Raw genomic sequence first — 18463 nt, 5'->3', positions numbered from 1 at the left:
AAGGAAGGGCTACTGTGACGATACTCACACGAAATGTTAATTTTACGTGTCTCCTAATGTTTCATGGGCGGACCGCCATGATCGAGGCCATCCTTGGTCACGCGAAGCACGGCGGAGGCTCCTTTGGAAGCATGGTTGAACTGATGCGTAACGATCGGATAATCGCCTTCTTCCGTGACGGTAAACTCCACTACGGCGCCGCCGCTCGCAGGAAGCATGACGGTCTGCATGCCGTACTGGATATTTTTTGGATTGCCGTCGATGTAGACCCGATCCATGATCGTGCCCACGATATGAAATGAGGATACTTCATTGGGGCCGGCATTGCTAATGTAAATGCGAACGTTGTCCCCTACCTTGGCGAGAAGTGGCGAATTGGTCAAACCGTAATGATTGCCATTAAATACGACGTAATCCGGTTGGTCGTTCAGGAACGATTCATAATCGTGTTCCTTGTACCATTCGCTCTGAACGAGTGTAAATTCACGATCGATCAAGTTCTCGGAAGGATAACCGTTCTTGGGTTCAACGATAATCATGCCGTACATGCCGTTGGCGATGTGGGCCAGCACAGGTTTGGTGCCGCAATGGTACATGAACACGCCAGGGGAAGACGTTGGATATGTAAACGTACCTTGCTCACCGGGCATAACATCGATAAATTTGCTGCTGGGCGAAGCATGCACGGCATGGAAATCCATGGAGTGCGGCATACTTTCATCCAGGTTCTTCAGCGTGAAAATAAGGGTATCGCCTTCCGTTACGCGAAGAACGGGCCCGGGAGCGGTTCCGTTAAACGTCCATGCATTGTAAATCGTGCCTTCGGAAATTTCGAGGTCGGTAACTTGGGCGGTCATTTCGATATATACGTTATTGCCGTCCCTGCGGATGACTGGGTCTACCGGCGGCTGGCTGATGGATACGTAAGCCGAATCGTTCTTAGGCTCCACATCGACAGTTTCGGCGGAACTGCAATGGGAGAGGGCAGCTGTAAACACGGTAAAGATCAAGGAAAGCTTGAACCAATTCAACCAAGTGAGCATAGGAACACAACCTTATTTAAGTGATCGTTTTCACAAATCAAGCAGCGAAAAGGCTGCATCAAGTATAGTCTGGCTTCTTTGAACGTACATGAAAGATGTTTTGTTCTATATAAAATACGATACAATGAGAAATTCGGGTGTGACGTGAGACACACTTCCCCATCGCGCAGAACTTTTGTGGACCTAGGACGTTGGTCGCGGATCGGAAACAAAGACCTTCGTTTCTTGTGCTGAATGATTGGCTTACTTATAATTTGAAGTGGTGGTCCGTATTTTCCCCTTTGAACAAGGGATTCGAAAAAATTGGTGGATAACAGCGATCGTAAGAGGGTACTGCGCTTGGAGTGGCTTATTGTGATTGATTAAGGCGGTTTCTATAGAAAGGGGGACTGAGTCCGACATGAAACGTTTCGAGGATGAAGGAGCCTACAAATACAGCTTCTATTCCGTTCTTCGCCGAGGGGAGCCGGTTGACGTTAGATGCCCAATGTGCAGGGGCCATGCTCAAATCGTGGAGAAGAACGGACAATTCGTATGGAGATGCAACCAATGTTACGCAGGCGCAAATGAAAAGCCGCTGCACGAATATCGCGCCAAGGGCAACTGCGTACAGTGCGAACGATGGTTTAATGTGCAGTTAACGGATGAGAAACGCACTCGTCACAAATCCGCTCACATTGATTGCCCGCATTGCGGGGCGACCAACCAATGCGAGCTGCAGCGCAAACCGGCATGCAGAAGTTATTACCCGGATACCCGGGACGGACGAGATCCGGTGTTCGGCATGGAACTTTATTTTCTGGATAACGTCAGGGGCAAGCTGGTCTGGGCTCTGAACCGTGCCCATCTGAATTATTTGATTTCGTATATCTCCGCCGATCTCCGTGTGAGACGGGCAAACGTTCCGCTCAAGACGGCATCGCATACCATTCCGGCGTACATGAAACAGGCCAAAAACCGTTCAGCCGTCGTTCGCACATTGACCAGACTCCAATACAAGACAGGATAAGAGGGCCATCAGGCACCTTTTTTGGGGGAGGGCAGACATATGAGAAAAGGCGCAAAATGGTTCATTGTATTGGTGGTATTCATTGTTTTGCTTATACCGGCCTATTTCATTGCTCAGACATACGGTATTTTTCAAAAAGAAAAAGTGTTATCAGATTATGCCCTGGCAGTAGACGTTGACGGCGAATCGTATAATGCTCTGCCGTTGGTGAACGGGTTTGCCGCCATGGACAAACAAGGTCCTGACCGGCAGCTGTACTACAGGGTGGATATGAGTCATATTCAATATTTGTTCCAACTGGCTTATGGAGAATATGCCATCGAGACGGGAGGAGACAATCCTTACCTTGCGGGAAGGGTGGATTATGAGATCTCTCAAACGGACTATGTCCGTTCTGAAAATCAATACAAAAATGCCAATGACTATGATACGGTGTTGAATTTTTACGATCGGGACAATAGGCCGATCTATATGTATCGGCAAACGGGAAAAGGAGACGGCGATCTCGTCAAGTCCATCATCCACCAAGGAATGACCCGTACCCATAACGGAGGCAGCGAACCTGCGCGTGATCCCTATCTCAACATCACCGCCCTGTTCCGCGATAAACTGGGGATAAACGTAAATCTGGAAGTCGATGAAGAACAGAAGATCGTAACGATCCACATGAAGCCAATGGAGGAGAATAAACAATGAACAATACAGGCGTACATAAAGGACCTTCCTATTTGGAAGGTTTGGTCACGGCGGTGTCCGATGAAAATCAACATGAGGTGGAGTGGCGCGGCAAACTGCAGACGGCAGACGGTCATGACAAGTTCCATCTTTTTTATTATGGGGACTTGCTGGATGATGAAGTGATCACTTGGGATGGAATGACGCCTTCGATCGTCTATGCAGAGCATACCGTAACCGGAGAACGCTTTCTGTTGATTGATTCGGCCAAGCATGGGTACGATGCGATGGTATGCGAGACATATCCCGAGGAGGATATTGCCAATCGCCCGCTTCGTCCGTATTTGGACATTGAAGGAGAAGATGTGTTTGAAGTGCATTTGTCTGCCTTTTACAACGTCCCATGGGATGAAGAGTTCGGGGAAGAGGTCGATGAGGACGGAAGGTTCGAACTGATCACAGGCGAAAAAGTGGAATTCGAGCAAGTCCAGCGGGACGGGTACGACGCGTTTGCCATTCGGATCGTGAATCGCAAAGGGCTGGCAACCGAAGTGCTGCAGGAAGAACTGGCTTAACCGCCTATATAAGCCGCAAAAAACAAACAGACGCTGCGGTTTCTATAGATGAAATGTCGACATGTTCATGACGTTAATGATGGGAGGAAGCCATAAACATGTATATTGTGACTCGCATGCTCAACCCGGTACCCGCCGAGGAACTGGATTCATTCGAACAACGGCATGCCGTCACGCTGCCTCGTTCATACCGCGGCTGGCTGGGCACATATGGCGAAGGGACATACTCGGGATGGATGAACATACAGGGCCCCGATGCCGAGGTATTGAAACCCTTTGCCGAGTATGACTTTTGGCTGCACGACGAAGAAGCTCCGATCAGCCAGGAGCAGATCGGGGAATGCATAAGCATCGGCAGCTCGGTCGATGGGGATTTTCTGGCGATTCATTCCGGCGTCGCAGGACTGCTGTGGCTTCCGCGCCACGATGAACGCATCCGTTTGTGGCACGACATGGAAGAGGGATTCGGCGAGCAGTTGAATCGAATCTACAGCGACGTGTACTCTGATGCCTCATTGGCCGAACCTCGGTATTTCGAGCCATGGAACGAGCTGCGGCAGCATACGTTTTACCATTATGCTGGAGCGAAGCAGGGAGGCTTGTCGCTGCAAGAGGTTGCGCAAGTATTCAAGGCCCGTTTTGAATGGGATGCTATACTGGAAAATCAGCATACATGCAAACTGTTTTCGGCTTCCATGGGTGGATATCTCCGCTTCAATTATGCGTACGGATCGGAGATCGCCTTATTTTATGAGGCGGGGACGAAAGCAGGCGGGGCGCCTGAGACGGAGATCGATCGTGTATTGCAGGAACATGACTGCAAGGCTATCAATCCTATGGGAGCGGAGGAATCATATTGAATTGGTTGAATGAACGCATTGCTGCGGCATGGCGAGCGGAAGGCAGGCGGTATGCGGACAATGTGAACGCATTTGTGCGTCGCAGCATGGCCGGCGAGCAGCCGGATGAATCCGAAATTGCGGAAGATCAGCGGAAACAGTGGGCCAAAGCGGTGTGGGAAATGGTGAAGAAAGCCAATGAAGCCGGTGAAATCAGTCGGCTTCGCGAGGAACTTCCTGCTGCGACTTGGCCGATGGCTGAAGCGTTTGACAAGCAAATGCAGCCGATCCGCGCGATCGGATACCTGCACGATGGATCTATCGTGTTCAGCAGCGGTTCGATGGCTCACCAGGGACGAGTATATACGGCCAACCGGCAAGGTGAGCTGCGCGGCACAGCATATACATTTGCCGGATGTTCCGCCGATCAGTTAGTATGGGCGCTTGCTTCTGCCGATGGCATTCATGTCGTGAGCAGGCCGGACGGGGCCTTGGAAGGCGAACGGTTAGCCACCTATCGTTGGGGAGACATTCAGGATCTGATCCATGAAATTCTGCCGAATACCGAGTCCTTTGCGGACTGCGAGTTCCCGGAGCGGACCTTGGAGCTGCTCGTCCCTCTGGAAGACGGAAAGGCGCTGCTGCTGCAATCCTATTATGGCATCTATCTGATCGAACCTAATAAAGTAGAACTGCTTCATCCGGATCTGGAAGATATCGAGGAATATGAACTCGAAGACACGCGTTTGGATATGGGGCATGCTGCGGTTTCCAGGGACGGCACATGGATTGCCTATGGAAGCCAAGCGAGTGAGCATATGCTGCTCAATCGCCGCCAAGGCCAAAAGTACATGTTCTATCCCGAATCGAGCTATCCGCACTATGCCGTTTTTTCTGGCGACAACCGGAATGTCTGGTTCAATTCCTGCCATTTCTACAATGGCGTTACGATCCGAATTCCTTTGGAAGAGGCGGAAGGCAACGAAAAAAGAGAGGATTGGCCTATAGTGGATGAGCATGCGCGCATGTATGCCGCCGTTGAAGTCAAAGAAGGCATCGTTGTCGGAGATGCTTACGGTTATCTGCGCTGCATCGATCAGGCGGGACAGGAGCAGTGGCGTTATTATGTCGGCGGCACGATCTTTTCATTGGCGACCTCACCCGATCGGTCCGAGCTATTGGTAGGTACCTACAGCGGCATGCTTCATGTGCTGGATCTCGCATCGCCGGTCATGGATGAATACAGCATCGGTACGGGGACGCTGCGTGAGCGGGAACGGTTCGTATTGCTGCGCGGCGAGAACCCTGTGCGTTGGTAACCGCCTGTTAAACGGGATGAATGTATCACGGAAAGGGGAGGGATGCCAATGACGCGCGATGAAGCGGTGCTGCTCCTGAAATGCCATGCTTTTGCGTTTGATGACGTTCAGCACCCAAAGATGGAGCATGGTTTTCTGGGCAGTCTTCGCCCGTTTCGAGGCACCTTATTTGAAGAAAATTTTCATGAACTGATGGAGATTGTGCGGGTCCTGTCTCCGGATTTGTCGCAGTCGGCCGTTGATCGGGAGATCATGTCCTGCTTGTGGAGCATCGTGCATCTTGGACGGGCTTGGGCGGTAGAACCGGAAGGCATGCTGCGCAGAAACGGATTGATTTCGCAGAAACAAATCGACCAGATGGATCAATGGCTGGGCATGTTATCCTATGCCATCATGATTCTATTGGAAGATGGCGGTGAAAAAGAAGCTTTTTGGGAGTATAGGGAATACGTTCGCGAGAATGCCAAGGAGCAATAACGTACATGAAAAGGAAAGGGGAAAGAGGATGAAGCCGGATGAGACGTCGGGATCGATAAGCCATGTCCATACGCTGATGGATGAATTGGAGTTTTTGTTGGAGGAAAAGGTCCAAGAGGCAGAAATTCGGGAGTTGCTTGACCAGTATCGGGATATTGGCGGGGCTTCAGCGGAAGAGCTAAACGCCTTTGAACAGGAGTTTGGCGTTCGCTTGCCTGCCGATTTCCGTGCGTTTTACGAGCGAAAAAACGGCAGCGGTTATGCCCTTCATGTGTTGTATCCCGGCGATGAAGGGGCGGGGGAATGGACGCCGTTTTATTTGATGTCGCTAGAGGAGATGCGGGATGGGATGCGAATGATCAGCGGGGAGAACCAGAGGCTGGATGAGTTTTATTCGGCAGAGGAAATCGGTAAACTGGACCCGGAAATCCGGCCTTATCTTTTCCATCAATCACGGGTTCCGTTTGCGACCATTGCCGGAGGTTCGCTCTATTTGATGTTGGATTTCGATCCGACGGAGCAGGGAACATATGGCCAGGTTATCGTTTATGTGCATGACCCGGACTTTGTTTATTACGTGGCGCCGACGTTCACGCAGATGCTGGAACAATCGAACAGGAACCTGAGCACGATGGAGGAGATTGATTATTGATCGGTCCTCCTTTTGCTGCAAAGAATGCTTGAATTGGACTCGAATAGGAGGTTGACAATGATACCGTTTCATACAGACCCGAGGAATGAAGCCTATGAACAGCTCATTGATGAGCTGATTAAGCGCACGGATCGCTTTATGCTGGTGGATCGGGGGTACTATGATGATATGCCTTTACGAGTAAGCGAGGTATTGAGCAAACTGGAACCGTATCTGATCGAAAAATGTTCGATGGAAGAATTGATGCTCCGCAGCGGGGCCATGTATACCGAGGGAACGTACTACATTTTTCGCTGCACTCCGGAATCCGGACAGATTCTGAAACAGGAGGCCAGACGTTTCAAAGACTGGTTCTATCCCGATTTGCCGGATGATCTCTGTTTTTTGCAAAAAGACGGGAGTGATTATTTCTTCAGCGTCGCACATGAAGACATGTTCGGCATGCGCATCTCCGAAGAAGAAGCGATTCAGCTCATGGAGCGAATTCCCGGGCTCTTCTTTAGGCTCAAACGGCATGAGGAGCTGGACCGTCTACTTGATGATGCCATTCGAAATCAGACGGATCGTCTGGAGATCAGTTCTATGGGGATCCAAGCTATACCTGACCGTATCAGGGAATTGAAAGCGTTAAAAAGTCTGAAGATTGTCGAGCGGGATCTGTTCACGCTCCCGAAAGCATTGTTTGAACTTGCGTCATTGGAGGAATTAAGCATCATGACCGGAGATCTGGAAAGCCTTCCGGCAAACATTCGCAGACTAAAGAAACTGAAGCATCTGACCATATATTGCGGAACTTCATTCATTCAAGATTCGGATTGGAAGCCCAAACCGAAGCAGGACATCGCATTGGATCGCATTCCTCCGGAAATTGGCGAGCTCAGCCAGTTGGAAAGCCTTCATATTGCGTACACTGCCATTAAAGAACTTCCTCCCGAACTGGAAAAGTTGGCCAAGCTGAAATATTTGAACATCTCCAACAGCCTAATTGAGAGTGTACCTGATGTAATCGAACGCATGCCTTGGCTGAAGAGCATCCATTTGTCATCTGCCGAATGGAGCTGGAAGAACGTATTGGATACATATTTCTGATGGATCTATGTCGCAGAAACATTTTTTTATCCGAAATCCTGAATCTTGTCACAAACCGGTCCCCTCGTTTGTCTTCAGTATGAAACCATAACTGGAGGCGAACCTAATGAAAATGAGAATGAACCACATGAAAGCCAGCCCAAGCACATATAAAGCCATGTCGGCGTTGGAGCAATACGTATCGGGACAGTTCGAAGACAAGGTATTGTATGAGCTGATCAAGATCAGAGTGTCCCAAATCAACGGATGCGCATTTTGCCTCGACATGCATGCGAAGGATCTGATGAAACTGGGCGATTATGCCGATCACATTTTGCTGCTGAGCGTATGGCGGGAGGTTCCGCTGTATACGGATAAAGAGCGTGTGGCGTTGGAGTTGGCCGAGACGGTTACGCTGATTGCGGGGAAAGGCGTGCCTGATGCATTGTTTGAGCGTGTGCGCGAACACTTTAGCGAAGCTGAAGTGATGGACCTTGTGATGGCGATCAACACCATCAACAGCTGGAACCGGATTGCCATTACGACCGGCATGTTCCCGGGATGTTATAAATAAGATCTTTCCCATAACCCAACGGTCCAGAGGAGGCCACAGACCATGAATATCGACACATCTGCCAATGCAACGGAGGGTGCTTCTCTGGACGTTGGTAAATTATATAGGCAATACAAGGCGTATGCCTTTTCGATTGCTTACCGGATGCTCGGCAGCGTCGTCGAAGCGGAGGATGTCGTCCAGGACTGTTTCGCTGCATTGCAGGCACAGGAGCAACAGCAGAGAGAAGTGGATGAACCCATTCGCAATCCCAAGTCCTATATCGCAAAGCTCATTGTAAATCGCAGCTTGAATCTGCTCGCTTCTGCCCGTAATCAGCGGGAAAGCTATGTGGGCGAATGGCTGCCCGAACCGATGACCGACCCCGGCCTGATGCCCGAGGAAACGATGGCGCAAAAGGAAATGATCTCCTATGCCTATTTGGTCATGCTGGAGCGTCTGTCGCCTGTGGAGCGTGCCGTCTTTGTGCTGCGCGAGGCGTTTGGGCACGAATATCGTGATATTGCCGAGTGGCTTGGAAAAAGCGAAAGCAACTGCCGCCAAATTTTCAGCCGCGCGAAACGCAATTTGCCGAGCAGCGTTCCTTCCATGGAATATGGCGAAGCCGAGCTTGCCGCCAAACAGAAATTGCTTTCCCGGTTCACGGCTGCATTCATGAACTATGACGTAGGGGCCATGATGGAATTGCTGGCCGAGCAGCCTGTATTCACCTCCGATGGCGGAGGCAAGGTGCATACGGTCATGAGAACGATGAACGTACGAAAAGGCGTTGTGGCCCTGCTGACCTCGCGGCGGGTTCTGAATGGACTGCGGCAAATGCAGTGGATGGTCGTTCGGATCAACGGAGAACCCCAGGCGGCTTTGTTTGTGGAGGGTAAGCTGAGAGGCGTGCTCTGTTTGCAGGCCGATGCATCGGGAGAGCGGCTTGAGGGATGTTATCTGATCGTAAACCCGGACAAATTGAGATCGATCAAAATAACACAGGAGAACATTGATCTCCAAGAATGAAGACCCTATCCGACATATTGACACACAAAGCGGCAGCACCCGAAGAGAAGGGGCTGCCGCTTTTTTCGCTGCGCATACAACTTTATTCTTCTGTAAAACGTTCATATAGTGATTCGATGATATTCCGAATTTCAGGAGTGAGCTGACCGTTGTTCTCGTCCAGGAGCGGGAGAATCTGTTCGATGGCATCCAGAAGTACGCTTTGGGACCCGGGCTCCCGGTTTTGTACGGCTTTTTCATAAGCCTCCTTGACCACAGAATTGATGCAGCGCTCTTCATCGTCGGCAGTCCAGTCGTAGGCCGGGCGAGTTATCGCTGCCGCTGAACAGATAACCTACGTATAACGAACCTTTAAGGTGGTTGGCCTGCTGCAGAAGTTTCGGACACTCGGCACATTGATTTCTTTTACCAAAGCGATATAGGTTAAATCGGAATTGAAATGACTCAACCCGTCGCCGGCAAACTAATCAGGCACAAAAAGGTTACGAATTTGTCTTTGTCTGTCGGTCCTCACGGCCTTTGATTGTTGAGTTTCGGAATGGTATGATCAGGTATATCAAGTAGAATTTTGGAATTTCGATAGAAATGAAGGACCGCCCAATATCGGAGCCGCAGGCTCGCATGAAATGAGGTTTGATCGTTGAAGAAGCTGAACTACATAAACTTGTTTTTCATCATGTGTGTATTAACTGCGGTCACGGTCGGATTATACTATGCCGCTGCGGATTGGCTGGATCAGCGCTATTTCCGCTTTTTGATCTGGAATCTGTTCCTGGCATGGCTGCCGTTCGTTTTTTCTTCGGCATCCTATGCCCTTGCCCATCTGAAATGGAAAGCGGCTGGGTGGCTGGCTGCTGCAAGCGGGCTGGTATGGCTGTTGTTTTTCCCTAATGCGGCCTATATCGTCACCGACCTGTTGCACCTCACCGTACGTAGCGGCAAATATGTTGCGGGAGACGAAATCCATTTCAGATACTGGTATGATTTGATTGTCGTCATGATGTTTGTGTGGACAGGGCTGCTGCTTGGTTTCCTGTCGATGTACCAGATTCATGAACTGATCTGGAGAAAGTTTGGGCGCATCGTGTCCTGGATTTTCGTGCTTGTCGGCTGCGCGCTTGGAAGTTACGGCATTTTGCTGGGCCGCGTCTATCGCCTGAACAGTTGGGACGTGTTAACCAACCGGGATATGCTGATCGAACTCATGCATGAGAGTCTTAGCCGAACTTCGCTGGCCTTTTGCATGTTTTTCGGAGTATTTCTATTGAGCGTATACGTGGCTGTTTATGCGTTGATTCATCAGGGTCGACGAAGGGAAAATCATGTTTCGAGGGAGTAGGTGGTACGGGTGGTGCAAGGAAGCCAACTGGTAAACAAGGTGTCGGCGATTATGGAACAGCTTGATTTTTCAGGTATAGTGCTTTTCCGGAAAAACGGGGAAACGCTGCTCAACCTGACACGAGGGCATGCCCAGCGAAGCGATGAGTTGCCCATTATGCCGGATACCCGATTCGGGATTGCGTCCGGCTGCAAAATCTTTACCGCCGTAGCGATCGGCCAACTGGTCGAGCAGGGGAAACTGACTTACGAGTCCAGGCTGTCCGAGGTGCTGGATATCGACTTTCCGCTTTGGGATGAATCGATCACCGTGCATCAACTGCTGACGCATACCGCGGGCATCCCGGATTATTTCGACGAGGAGGAAATGCACGATTTTGCGTCCTTGTGGAAGGAACGACCGGTCTATGCGATGCGTGAACCCGGTGATTTCCTTCCGATGTTTCAAAACCTGCCGATGAAGTTTGCGCCGGGCGAACGATTCCATTACAACAATGCAGGTTATATCGTGCTTGGTCTCATTATCGAACAACAATCGGGAACTTCGTTTGCTGAATATGTCGAAGAGCATGTTTTCCGCCGCTGCCAAATGGAGGATAGCGGTTATTTTGAAGCAGACCGGCTTCCTCGCAACACTGCAACGGGGTATGTGGATCATGAAGACGGGACGTGGACATCCAATGTTTTTTCGATTCCCGTCAAAGGCGGAGCGGATGGGGGGGCTTATACCACGGGGCCGGATATGCTTCGCTTTTGGAGTGCGTTGTTGAACCACGAATTGTTGAGCGGGGAAGGAACGAGTCAGCTGCTCAAGCCCTATAGCCGCCAGGAAGACAACGAGTATTATGGAAGAGGCGTATGGATTGATCTGGACGGTAAAGAACCATTCAAAATGCACGTGATGGGTTTTGATCCGGGCGTATCCTTTATGTCTGCCGTATACCCGCAGCAGAATGCACAGCTGGTCATTTGCTCCAATCGGGAATCGGGACCGTATCGGATCAGCCGCGCGATTGAAGAGGAATGGGATAAAGAATGAACGGTCAACCCAAAGAGCGAATTCAAATCGGACGGCTGTCCGGAAATGAATTCGCTCTTTGTTGCTCCCCCTTTTGGAGAGTGCGCGGTCCATTATATGTTGGATGCTCCGTAGAGCATGGGCGCAATCAGGCGCGGAAATACGTCCAACGGCGGCTTGTCCCGTTTGCGCTTATCGTTGGTCAGCACGGTCACAAGCTCCAGCGCAGGCACGACGTAAACGTACTGACCGCCGAAGCCGCGCGCATAGTAGTAATCGAGTGAAGCGGCATCGGCAGCTTCTAAGCCCGTTGAGTGCTTCGTGCCGGATTGCTGTTCGGCAGCCGCCTTTGCTTCTCCGGGATGGGCATCCACCCACCAATGCCAGCCATAACGGCCGCGGTTCGGAGGCGTAACGTCGATGAACGGCTGGGTGGAGCGATGCACCAACTCGGTGGAGATGATTTGCTCGCCATTCCACATGCCCTGCTGCAGGAACAGCTGCCCGAATTTGAGCAGATCGCCCGGCCGCATTTTCAGGCCAAAACCTCCCGTATGTACGCCTTGAGGATCAGATTCCCACTCAACCGTTTCAATGCCCAAGGGACCAAACAGGAAACGTTCCGCGAATCGTGCAACAGGCATATCCGTTGCCTGCATCAATATGGCGGATAACATCTGCGACACGCCCGAATTGTATTCCATATAGGTACCTGGAGCGTGGCTCAGTCGCTGCTCCAAGGCAAAGTCGACCCAGCGCTCCGTACGGGTCATGCGCGGAAAGGAATTTTTTCCGCCGAATTCGTCCCAATCGAACCCGGCAGTCATGGTTAACAGATGCTCAAGCGTTATGCGTGCTTTGCGAGGATCGGGATCATCCAGCAATGTCGGGAAAAAGGCGGAAATTTCCGTTTGCGGCCCGGATAACCATCCGTGATCCATCGCAATGCAAATGAGAGAAGACAGTATGCTTTTGGTGCATGAATTGATCTTGGCAATTTGCCCGGGGATCTCCGGGTTCCGGTAGTGCTCATAGATCGTTTCACCCCGCACGCTTACCAGGCAGCTGCGCAGATCCAGCGGGGGAATCATTTCGTGCAATTTGGACTGTATGTCAAATATTCCGGTAGATTTCATAAGGTCCTTTCCGAATCCGGTCTGCAGACCGACCGGCACTCTGCTGAAAAACGGATAGCCCTAATCTTATCATAAGATGAATGAAGTTCTCAAATTCCGTCATGGGATCGGTTTTCAGCCCCATTCTTGAGCGCTTGGGGCAAGATCGACAAAAAAATATGGGTGAAGTAGAAGAAGCCCGCCCGATGATGCGCTTGTGCGCATCTTTTTTGGCAAAGCCAAGCAGGACGTTCCGGTGTTTTGGGACAATCAGACGATGAAAGAGGCGGCCGCCTTTTGTATGATAAATATTTGAGGGTTGCTAGAACTGCAAAATAGGATCAAGATGCGCAAGGAGGGATGCATTAATGTTCAAAATCGGCCATATGGGGAAATTCGAAACATTGCCCGCGATTGCGGAGGCGATCTGGGAGAACAACCTGCCTGTGGTGGAACAGGCGATAGATGAAGGCTTGGCGCTCGAAGAGCCGCTCGTGCTGAGCAAATACATATCCATGACTCCGCTGGATATCGCATTGACTTTGAATAAACCGGATATGGTGAAGCTGTTGGTCGAACACGGGGCGGAACTGAATGCCAAAGACCGACCAGCGATGCTTCAGGCGGCCCGTTATTGCGGGGAAGACGTGATCCGGTATTTGCATGAAAAGGGAGCAAGGCTCGACGGCCGCAGCAAGGTGAAATCCACCGCGTACGACGAGGCGTATTACGGCAACAAGAACAACATTCCCCTGTTCAACGAACTGGGGCTGGACATCCGGAAATACGCCGGCAAAACGCTGCGCACAGCGGTGTCGGATCACGACATGAAAACAGTCCGTTATTTGCTGGATCACGGCGTCGACATCAATTACAACGAGCCGGACATGGTGTATCCATACAAGGCGACCCCGTTAACCGTCGCTGCCCGCAACAACAATCTGAACATGGTTCGGTTTTTGGTCGAACAGGGGGCGGACGTGACGATTCAGGAGAAGGACGGGGAACGAGCCTATACCATCGCAGTATCGCAGAACAACGGGGAAATGGCGGAATATCTCAAGGCGCATGAGCCCGAGGAATTTCACAGCGTGAGCAACAAGCTGCATGCTCTGAAAGCGTACAAGCTGCCACAGCCGCTGATTGATTTTATGATGGACAATCCGGGCCGGGTGGATTTGCCAACCAACGATTCGGGCGTCGGTTATATTGAATTTTTCCATCTGGTCGATGCGGTGGAAATGAAATTAGGCCGAAAAAAGCTGCTGCGCCTATCTTCCCGAGTCGACCAGTATTCGCACATCGCCATCGTCTGGAATCCGGGCATGAAGCGGATCGGATACGTCGATCTTGAACATCAGGAGCAGGGCGACATCGCGGCATTGAACGATTTCCTAGCCGATCCGGGCCGGGAGTTTGCCCGTTTTATCGACGAAATGTGAGCCATTACAATCATGACAACAAGCCTGTCCGGCGCGTAATGCGTCAGCAGGCTTTTCTTCATTTGCGGGGCACATTCTTAGGGCTTCCGGCATGACTCTGCTCTAGGACGCATACAGTACAACAATGAGCAATTTGCCCAATAAAGGAGGTAACCGTGGCATGATCGATCCGATTTTGCAAGACCCGAATGTGCAGCTGGCGGCCGATTCCACAGCCGTGATTAATTATCAGCGTGATCCGCGCAACGTTGTAACCCAGCTGTTCGGTGAGCAATTGCCTGCAATCAAAAATGGATTTTTCAATATTCATATGACCAAAGGGATCATTGTGCAGCCACACTACCACATCAATTCAACGGAAATGGTCGTTGTCATTTCAGGCGAAGTGACCACGTCCGTGTTTGACCCGTTTACGCGCAAACGTTTGAATTACCGGCTGAAGCCAGGGCAGGTGTCGATCTTTCCGAAGGGCTGGTTTCACTGGTTCGTGGCAGAAACGGATGACGTGCACGTGCTGACGATCTTTGACGTGCCTACGCCGGATATCGTGCTTGGCGCGGACTTTCTGGCCGCGACGCCTCCGGAAGTGGCCCAGCGCGCGTACTGCTTGGATGAAGAGGCTTACGCCAAGGCGATCGCATCCATCAGAAGCGATGCTATTGTGGGTCCGCCCATCGGTTGTATGGACGCTGTGTCCGATCTGGGGACCAAAGGTTCCAACCCTCCCAAGAGGGAGGGCTGGGAATAAAATTTGTTTTCATGAGTTTGTCTCAAAGTTAGTTTGCCTCGAAAAACGAAACAGCCTTTTCATCCTCCGCGGACGAAAAGGCTCTTTTCTTAATTTTTGAAAATAAGTTCCATAAATCGGCCTGCTGCCAAGGAAATAGGCATGTTGCGTTTGGTCATGATGCCCACCTGGGACGGCGGTAGAGTAACATCCAGCTGCACTTCGAACAGGGAACCTTCTTCAAGTTCCTTGGTAATGAATTCGCGCGTCACATAAGAAATACCCAATCCCCGCCGAGCAAACTCGATCAGCAAATCAACGCTGCCGACTTCGATTTCGGGCCTTGGCGTGTAACCGTAACTGTTGAATAACTCCGTAATCGCCATCCGTACCCGGCTGTTCCGTGAAAAAAGGATCAGCTGATGCTCCAGCAGCTGCTCCAACGTAATGATTTTGCCTTTCAATTCGGCAGCGTAACGCTCCCCGGCAACGAATGTATCGTTAAGCTGCAGGCTTTCCTTGACCTCAAGCTGGGGATCGACGATCGGCATGCGCACGACGCCCAGGTCGATTTTGCCTTCTTTCAGGAACGTTATGACTTCCGGCGTCGTCCCATGGCTTAGGTGGAGCTTGATGCCCGGATATTGGGTATGGAACTCTTCCAGAAACGGGAGCATGTAATGCTTGAACAGCGAATCGCTGCCGCCCATGCGCAGCTCTCCGCTGTCCAGGCTTTTGAGCGCGGCCATTTTTTCTTCCGCCATCGAGATCAGGATCTGCGACTGCTCGATGTAGGAATACAGACTGGCGCCTTCCTGGGTCAGTGCAACGCCTTTGGACGTGCGATAGAAGAGCGTAAGCCCGAAGCTGTCCTCGAGCTGTTTGATCGCATGGCTGACGCTGGGTTGCGTAATGTAAAGCGCCTTGGCGGCCTGGGTCAGGCTTCCGGTTTTGGCGGCCCAATAGAAAACTTTATACAACTCGTAATTTGTAGTCATAGATATTATCTATATCTCCTGTGAAATATATTAATTACTTGTATGGCTCTGAAAAGTATTATAGTGGAACTACAGCAAAGAAACCAGAGTTATTCGGAAGGAGTTACGGGAGATGGAACCAACGACGATCATACTGTTTGGTGCGACTGGCGATCTGGCCAAGCGAAAAATATATCCTGCTTTGTATAATTTATACATCGAACAAAAACTGCCGGCTTCCTTCTCGTTGATCGGGCTTGGACGCCGCGAATGGAGCGACGATTTTTTCCAGTCTCAAGTGGAAAAATCCTTGCAGGAATTTTCGAGACGCGCGCCTGATGCGGAAAAAGTAAAATCTTTTGTGCAGGCTTTTCGTTACAGTGTATTGAATATCAGCCATAAGGAAGATTATATAAAGCTGCTTCGCATGGTGGAAGAAGGGGAAGCGCAGCGCGGAGCTGCTTCGAATCGTCTGTTCTACCTGTCGGTAGGACCGGAGTTCTTCGAGCCTATAGCCGAAAATATTCAGGAAAGCGGTCTTGGCGATACGCAAGGCTGGAAACGCCTTGTCATCGAGAAGCCGTTCGGCCATGACCTGCAATCGGCGCGGGATCTCAATCGCAAATTGAGCGAGGCGTTTACGGAGGACGAGATTTACCGGATTGACCACTATTTGGGCAAACCGATGGTACAGCGCCTGGAGACGCTGCACCAGAACAATCCGATCATGAAGGCGCTTTGGAACAATCGGTACATTTCCAATGTGCAAATTACGGCGAACGAGACGGTTGGCGTTGAGGAACGGGCATCTTATTACGATCACGTGGGCGCCGTGCGCGACATGTTCCAGAACCATATGCTGCAATTGCTCATGATGATGGCGATCCAGCTTCCTTACAACAAAAGCGACTCGGACAAAGTCCGCATGAAGAAAAAGCACATCATGGAATCGATTGAGCCGCTGCAAAAGCAAAACGTGGGCGCAAGCGTCATTCGCGGCCAATATGCGGCGGGCAGCATCCAAGGCAAGCCGGTGCAAGGCTACAAGGATGAGCCGGGCGTTGCGGAGAACACGATGAACGATACCTTTATCGCCGCGAAGCTGCAGATTGACGATTTCTTCTGGCGCGGGGTTCCATTCTATATCCGCACAGGCAAACGCATGAAAGAAAAGTCCACGCGCATCGTCATCGAATTCAAGGAGCCATCCGGTCAGACTCATTCCGAGAGCAACAACGGTTCCAAACCGAATCTGCTTGTCATTGAAATGAGTCCGGGCGAGAGCATGACGCTCCAGCTGAACGCAAGCGATCCGGAAAACAAAGGCGAATTCAAGCCGGTGCATATCGACTTGTCCCCGGATCGGGAAAATCTGGCCGAAGCTTACGAGAACCTGATTCGCGATGCGCTGCATGGGGATCCTACGTTCTTTGCGCATTGGGATGAGGTTGAATTGTCGTGGGCATGGGTCCAGCCGATTCTGGACGCATTTGCAGAGAACCTGCTTCCGCTGCACACCTATGCCGCAGGAAGCTATGGCCCGGCAGAGTCCGATGCCTTGCTCGCCGAGGAGGGACATCATTGGTGGTTTGACGAGCCTGAAGAACAGGTGAAACAAGCTGCTTCTGGAGTTCCGTTGGCGGTTAATGGTAATATGTAATATGTAACATGCTGAAGTAGTACCAAATCCAAAAAATAAACTATCCAGTGGAGGGAATCAACATGAAATTTTTCATCGATACAGCAAACGTGGAGCAAATTCAAAAAGCATATAAAATCGGCGTCCTGAACGGCGTAACGACGAATCCTTCTCTCGTAGCCAAAGAAGGCGTGAAATTCGAGGACCGCATCGAAGAAATCCTGAAGCTGGTTCCTGAAGTGGAATCCGTATCGGCAGAAGTAACGCCGGATGCAGAAACAGCAGAAGAAATGATCGCGCAAGCGGAAGAACTGATCAAAATCAACAACAGCGACAAAAACATCACGATCAAATTGCCAATGACGCTGGCAGGTCTGGAAGCATGCCGCTACCTGACGAAAAAAGGCGTGAAAACCAACGTAACACTGATCTTCACGGTGAACCAAGCTTTGCTTGCAGCTCGTGCTGGCGCAACGTACGTATCCCCATTCTTGGGTCGTCTCGACGACATCTCCGAAGATGGCGTGCAGTTGGTGAGCAAAGTAGCCGAACTGTTCCGTGTGCATAATCTGGATACACAAATCATTGCTGCATCCGTAAGACATCCGGATCACGTAACACGTGTAGCGTTGGCAGGAGCACATATTGCGACGGTTCCATTCTCCGTCATTGAGCAAATCTCCAAACACCCGCTGACAGACCAAGGTCTGGAAAAATTTGCGGCAGACTGGAAAAATTCCGTAAAATAATGATGATGACGCGGAGCAGGTGGCCGTTAGATTCGCCACCGCTCCGCCCCATAATAAAGCTTTAGAATATTAAAATGATCAGGAGGATATAATGAGCAAACAACAGATCGGCGTAATCGGACTTGCGGTTATGGGCAAAAACTTGGCCCTTAACATTGAAAGCAGAGGCTTTACGGTGTCGGTATTCAACCGTTCCCCGGAGAAAACGCATGACCTCTT

Annotated in this window: 20 protein-coding genes; 17 read left to right on the top strand and 3 right to left on the bottom strand. The window is 50.8% G+C overall.

Annotated elements, in window-relative coordinates; all coding sequences use genetic code 11:
- Positions 1 to 53: 53 nt before the first annotated feature.
- Entirely contained in the window at positions 54 to 1043 is a 990-nt protein-coding gene (locus RSX24_RS13380; protein ID WP_343260906.1) for a multicopper oxidase domain-containing protein, read from the bottom strand.
- 400 nt (positions 1044 to 1443) lie between these two features.
- Here RSX24_RS13380 and RSX24_RS13375 point away from each other — a divergent pair, with 400 nt between their 5' ends.
- The 12 genes from RSX24_RS13375 (at position 1444) to RSX24_RS13320 (ending at position 11616) form a co-directional block, all read left to right on the top strand.
- Positions 1444 to 2052 (top strand): hypothetical protein, encoded by a 609-nt coding sequence (locus RSX24_RS13375; RefSeq protein WP_343260905.1) that lies wholly within the window; start codon positions 1444 to 1446, stop codon positions 2050 to 2052.
- Between the two features lie 39 nt (positions 2053 to 2091).
- Entirely contained in the window at positions 2092 to 2748 is a 657-nt protein-coding gene (locus RSX24_RS13370) for a hypothetical protein (RefSeq protein WP_343260904.1), read from the top strand.
- A complete protein-coding gene (locus RSX24_RS13365; protein WP_236411984.1) occupies positions 2745 to 3302 on the top strand; it encodes a hypothetical protein in 558 nt (185 codons plus the stop codon). The genes RSX24_RS13370 and RSX24_RS13365 overlap by 4 nt, the downstream gene beginning before the upstream one ends.
- A 98-nt stretch (positions 3303 to 3400) precedes the next feature.
- On the top strand, positions 3401 to 4162 hold the full coding sequence (locus tag RSX24_RS13360) for an SMI1/KNR4 family protein (protein WP_343260903.1): 762 nt from the start codon (positions 3401 to 3403) through the stop codon (positions 4160 to 4162).
- The gene (locus tag RSX24_RS13355; protein ID WP_343260902.1) at positions 4159 to 5460 is read left to right on the top strand and encodes a WD40 repeat domain-containing protein; all 1302 of its coding nucleotides are present in this window, start codon (positions 4159 to 4161) and stop codon (positions 5458 to 5460) included. The genes RSX24_RS13360 and RSX24_RS13355 overlap by 4 nt, the downstream gene beginning before the upstream one ends.
- A gap of 48 nt (positions 5461 to 5508) precedes the next feature.
- A complete protein-coding gene (locus tag RSX24_RS13350) occupies positions 5509 to 5937 on the top strand; it encodes a hypothetical protein (RefSeq protein ID WP_343260901.1) in 429 nt (142 codons plus the stop codon).
- Between the two features lie 28 nt (positions 5938 to 5965).
- Positions 5966 to 6589: an SMI1/KNR4 family protein gene (locus RSX24_RS13345; RefSeq protein WP_343260900.1), complete on the top strand. Its 624-nt coding sequence runs from the start codon at positions 5966 to 5968 to the stop codon at positions 6587 to 6589.
- 57 nt (positions 6590 to 6646) lie between these two features.
- Positions 6647 to 7678 (top strand): leucine-rich repeat domain-containing protein, encoded by a 1032-nt coding sequence (locus RSX24_RS13340; protein ID WP_343260899.1) that lies wholly within the window; start codon positions 6647 to 6649, stop codon positions 7676 to 7678.
- Between the two features lie 106 nt (positions 7679 to 7784).
- On the top strand, positions 7785 to 8231 hold the full coding sequence (locus tag RSX24_RS13335; RefSeq protein ID WP_236411995.1) for a carboxymuconolactone decarboxylase family protein: 447 nt from the start codon (positions 7785 to 7787) through the stop codon (positions 8229 to 8231).
- Positions 8232 to 8273: 42 nt separating this feature from the next.
- Positions 8274 to 9239 carry a sigma-70 family RNA polymerase sigma factor gene (locus tag RSX24_RS13330; RefSeq protein ID WP_236411997.1) on the top strand — a complete coding sequence of 322 codons (966 nt, stop codon included), beginning with the start codon at positions 8274 to 8276 and terminating at the stop codon, positions 9237 to 9239.
- A 640-nt stretch (positions 9240 to 9879) separates the two neighbouring features.
- Complete coding sequence (locus tag RSX24_RS13325) at positions 9880 to 10578, top strand: DUF1361 domain-containing protein (protein WP_236411998.1); 699 nt, start codon at positions 9880 to 9882, stop codon at positions 10576 to 10578.
- Between the two features lie 12 nt (positions 10579 to 10590).
- Positions 10591 to 11616 (top strand): serine hydrolase domain-containing protein, encoded by a 1026-nt coding sequence (locus tag RSX24_RS13320; protein ID WP_290371400.1) that lies wholly within the window; start codon positions 10591 to 10593, stop codon positions 11614 to 11616.
- A 92-nt stretch (positions 11617 to 11708) separates the two neighbouring features.
- On the opposite strand, the gene RSX24_RS13315 is transcribed toward RSX24_RS13320, so the two are convergent.
- Positions 11709 to 12731 carry a serine hydrolase domain-containing protein gene (locus tag RSX24_RS13315; protein WP_236412001.1) on the bottom strand — a complete coding sequence of 341 codons (1023 nt, stop codon included), beginning with the start codon at positions 12729 to 12731 and terminating at the stop codon, positions 11709 to 11711.
- A gap of 347 nt (positions 12732 to 13078) precedes the next feature.
- Here RSX24_RS13315 and RSX24_RS13310 point away from each other — a divergent pair, with 347 nt between their 5' ends.
- Together RSX24_RS13310 and RSX24_RS13305 are read left to right on the top strand one after the other, a co-directional pair.
- Positions 13079 to 14152, top strand: a complete 1074-nt coding sequence (locus RSX24_RS13310; protein WP_236412002.1) for an ankyrin repeat domain-containing protein — start codon at positions 13079 to 13081, stop codon at positions 14150 to 14152.
- Positions 14153 to 14312: 160 nt separating this feature from the next.
- Complete coding sequence (locus RSX24_RS13305) at positions 14313 to 14900, top strand: cupin domain-containing protein (RefSeq protein ID WP_236412003.1); 588 nt, start codon at positions 14313 to 14315, stop codon at positions 14898 to 14900.
- Between the two features lie 89 nt (positions 14901 to 14989).
- Here the strand turns inward: RSX24_RS13305 and RSX24_RS13300 are convergent, their stop codons facing one another.
- The gene (locus RSX24_RS13300) at positions 14990 to 15877 is read right to left on the bottom strand and encodes a LysR family transcriptional regulator (RefSeq protein WP_236412004.1); all 888 of its coding nucleotides are present in this window, start codon (positions 15875 to 15877) and stop codon (positions 14990 to 14992) included.
- Positions 15878 to 15989: 112 nt separating this feature from the next.
- Here RSX24_RS13300 and zwf point away from each other — a divergent pair, with 112 nt between their 5' ends.
- From zwf to RSX24_RS13285, 3 genes are all read left to right on the top strand, one after another.
- Positions 15990 to 17516, top strand: a complete 1527-nt coding sequence (gene zwf, locus RSX24_RS13295) for a glucose-6-phosphate dehydrogenase (protein WP_236412005.1) — start codon at positions 15990 to 15992, stop codon at positions 17514 to 17516.
- A 62-nt stretch (positions 17517 to 17578) separates the two neighbouring features.
- A complete protein-coding gene (gene fsa / locus RSX24_RS13290) occupies positions 17579 to 18244 on the top strand; it encodes a fructose-6-phosphate aldolase (protein WP_236412006.1) in 666 nt (221 codons plus the stop codon).
- A 91-nt stretch (positions 18245 to 18335) separates the two neighbouring features.
- A partial coding sequence (locus tag RSX24_RS13285; RefSeq protein ID WP_343261060.1) for an NAD(P)-binding domain-containing protein occupies positions 18336 to 18463 on the top strand: 128 nt, incomplete at its 3' end.

This window comes from Paenibacillus hubeiensis, from assembly GCF_032334105.1.
Lineage (GTDB): Bacteria > Bacillota > Bacilli > Paenibacillales > Paenibacillaceae > Paenibacillus > Paenibacillus hubeiensis.
The sequence above is the reverse complement of the archived record's forward strand: the minus strand, read 5'-3'. Positions and strand labels throughout refer to the sequence as shown.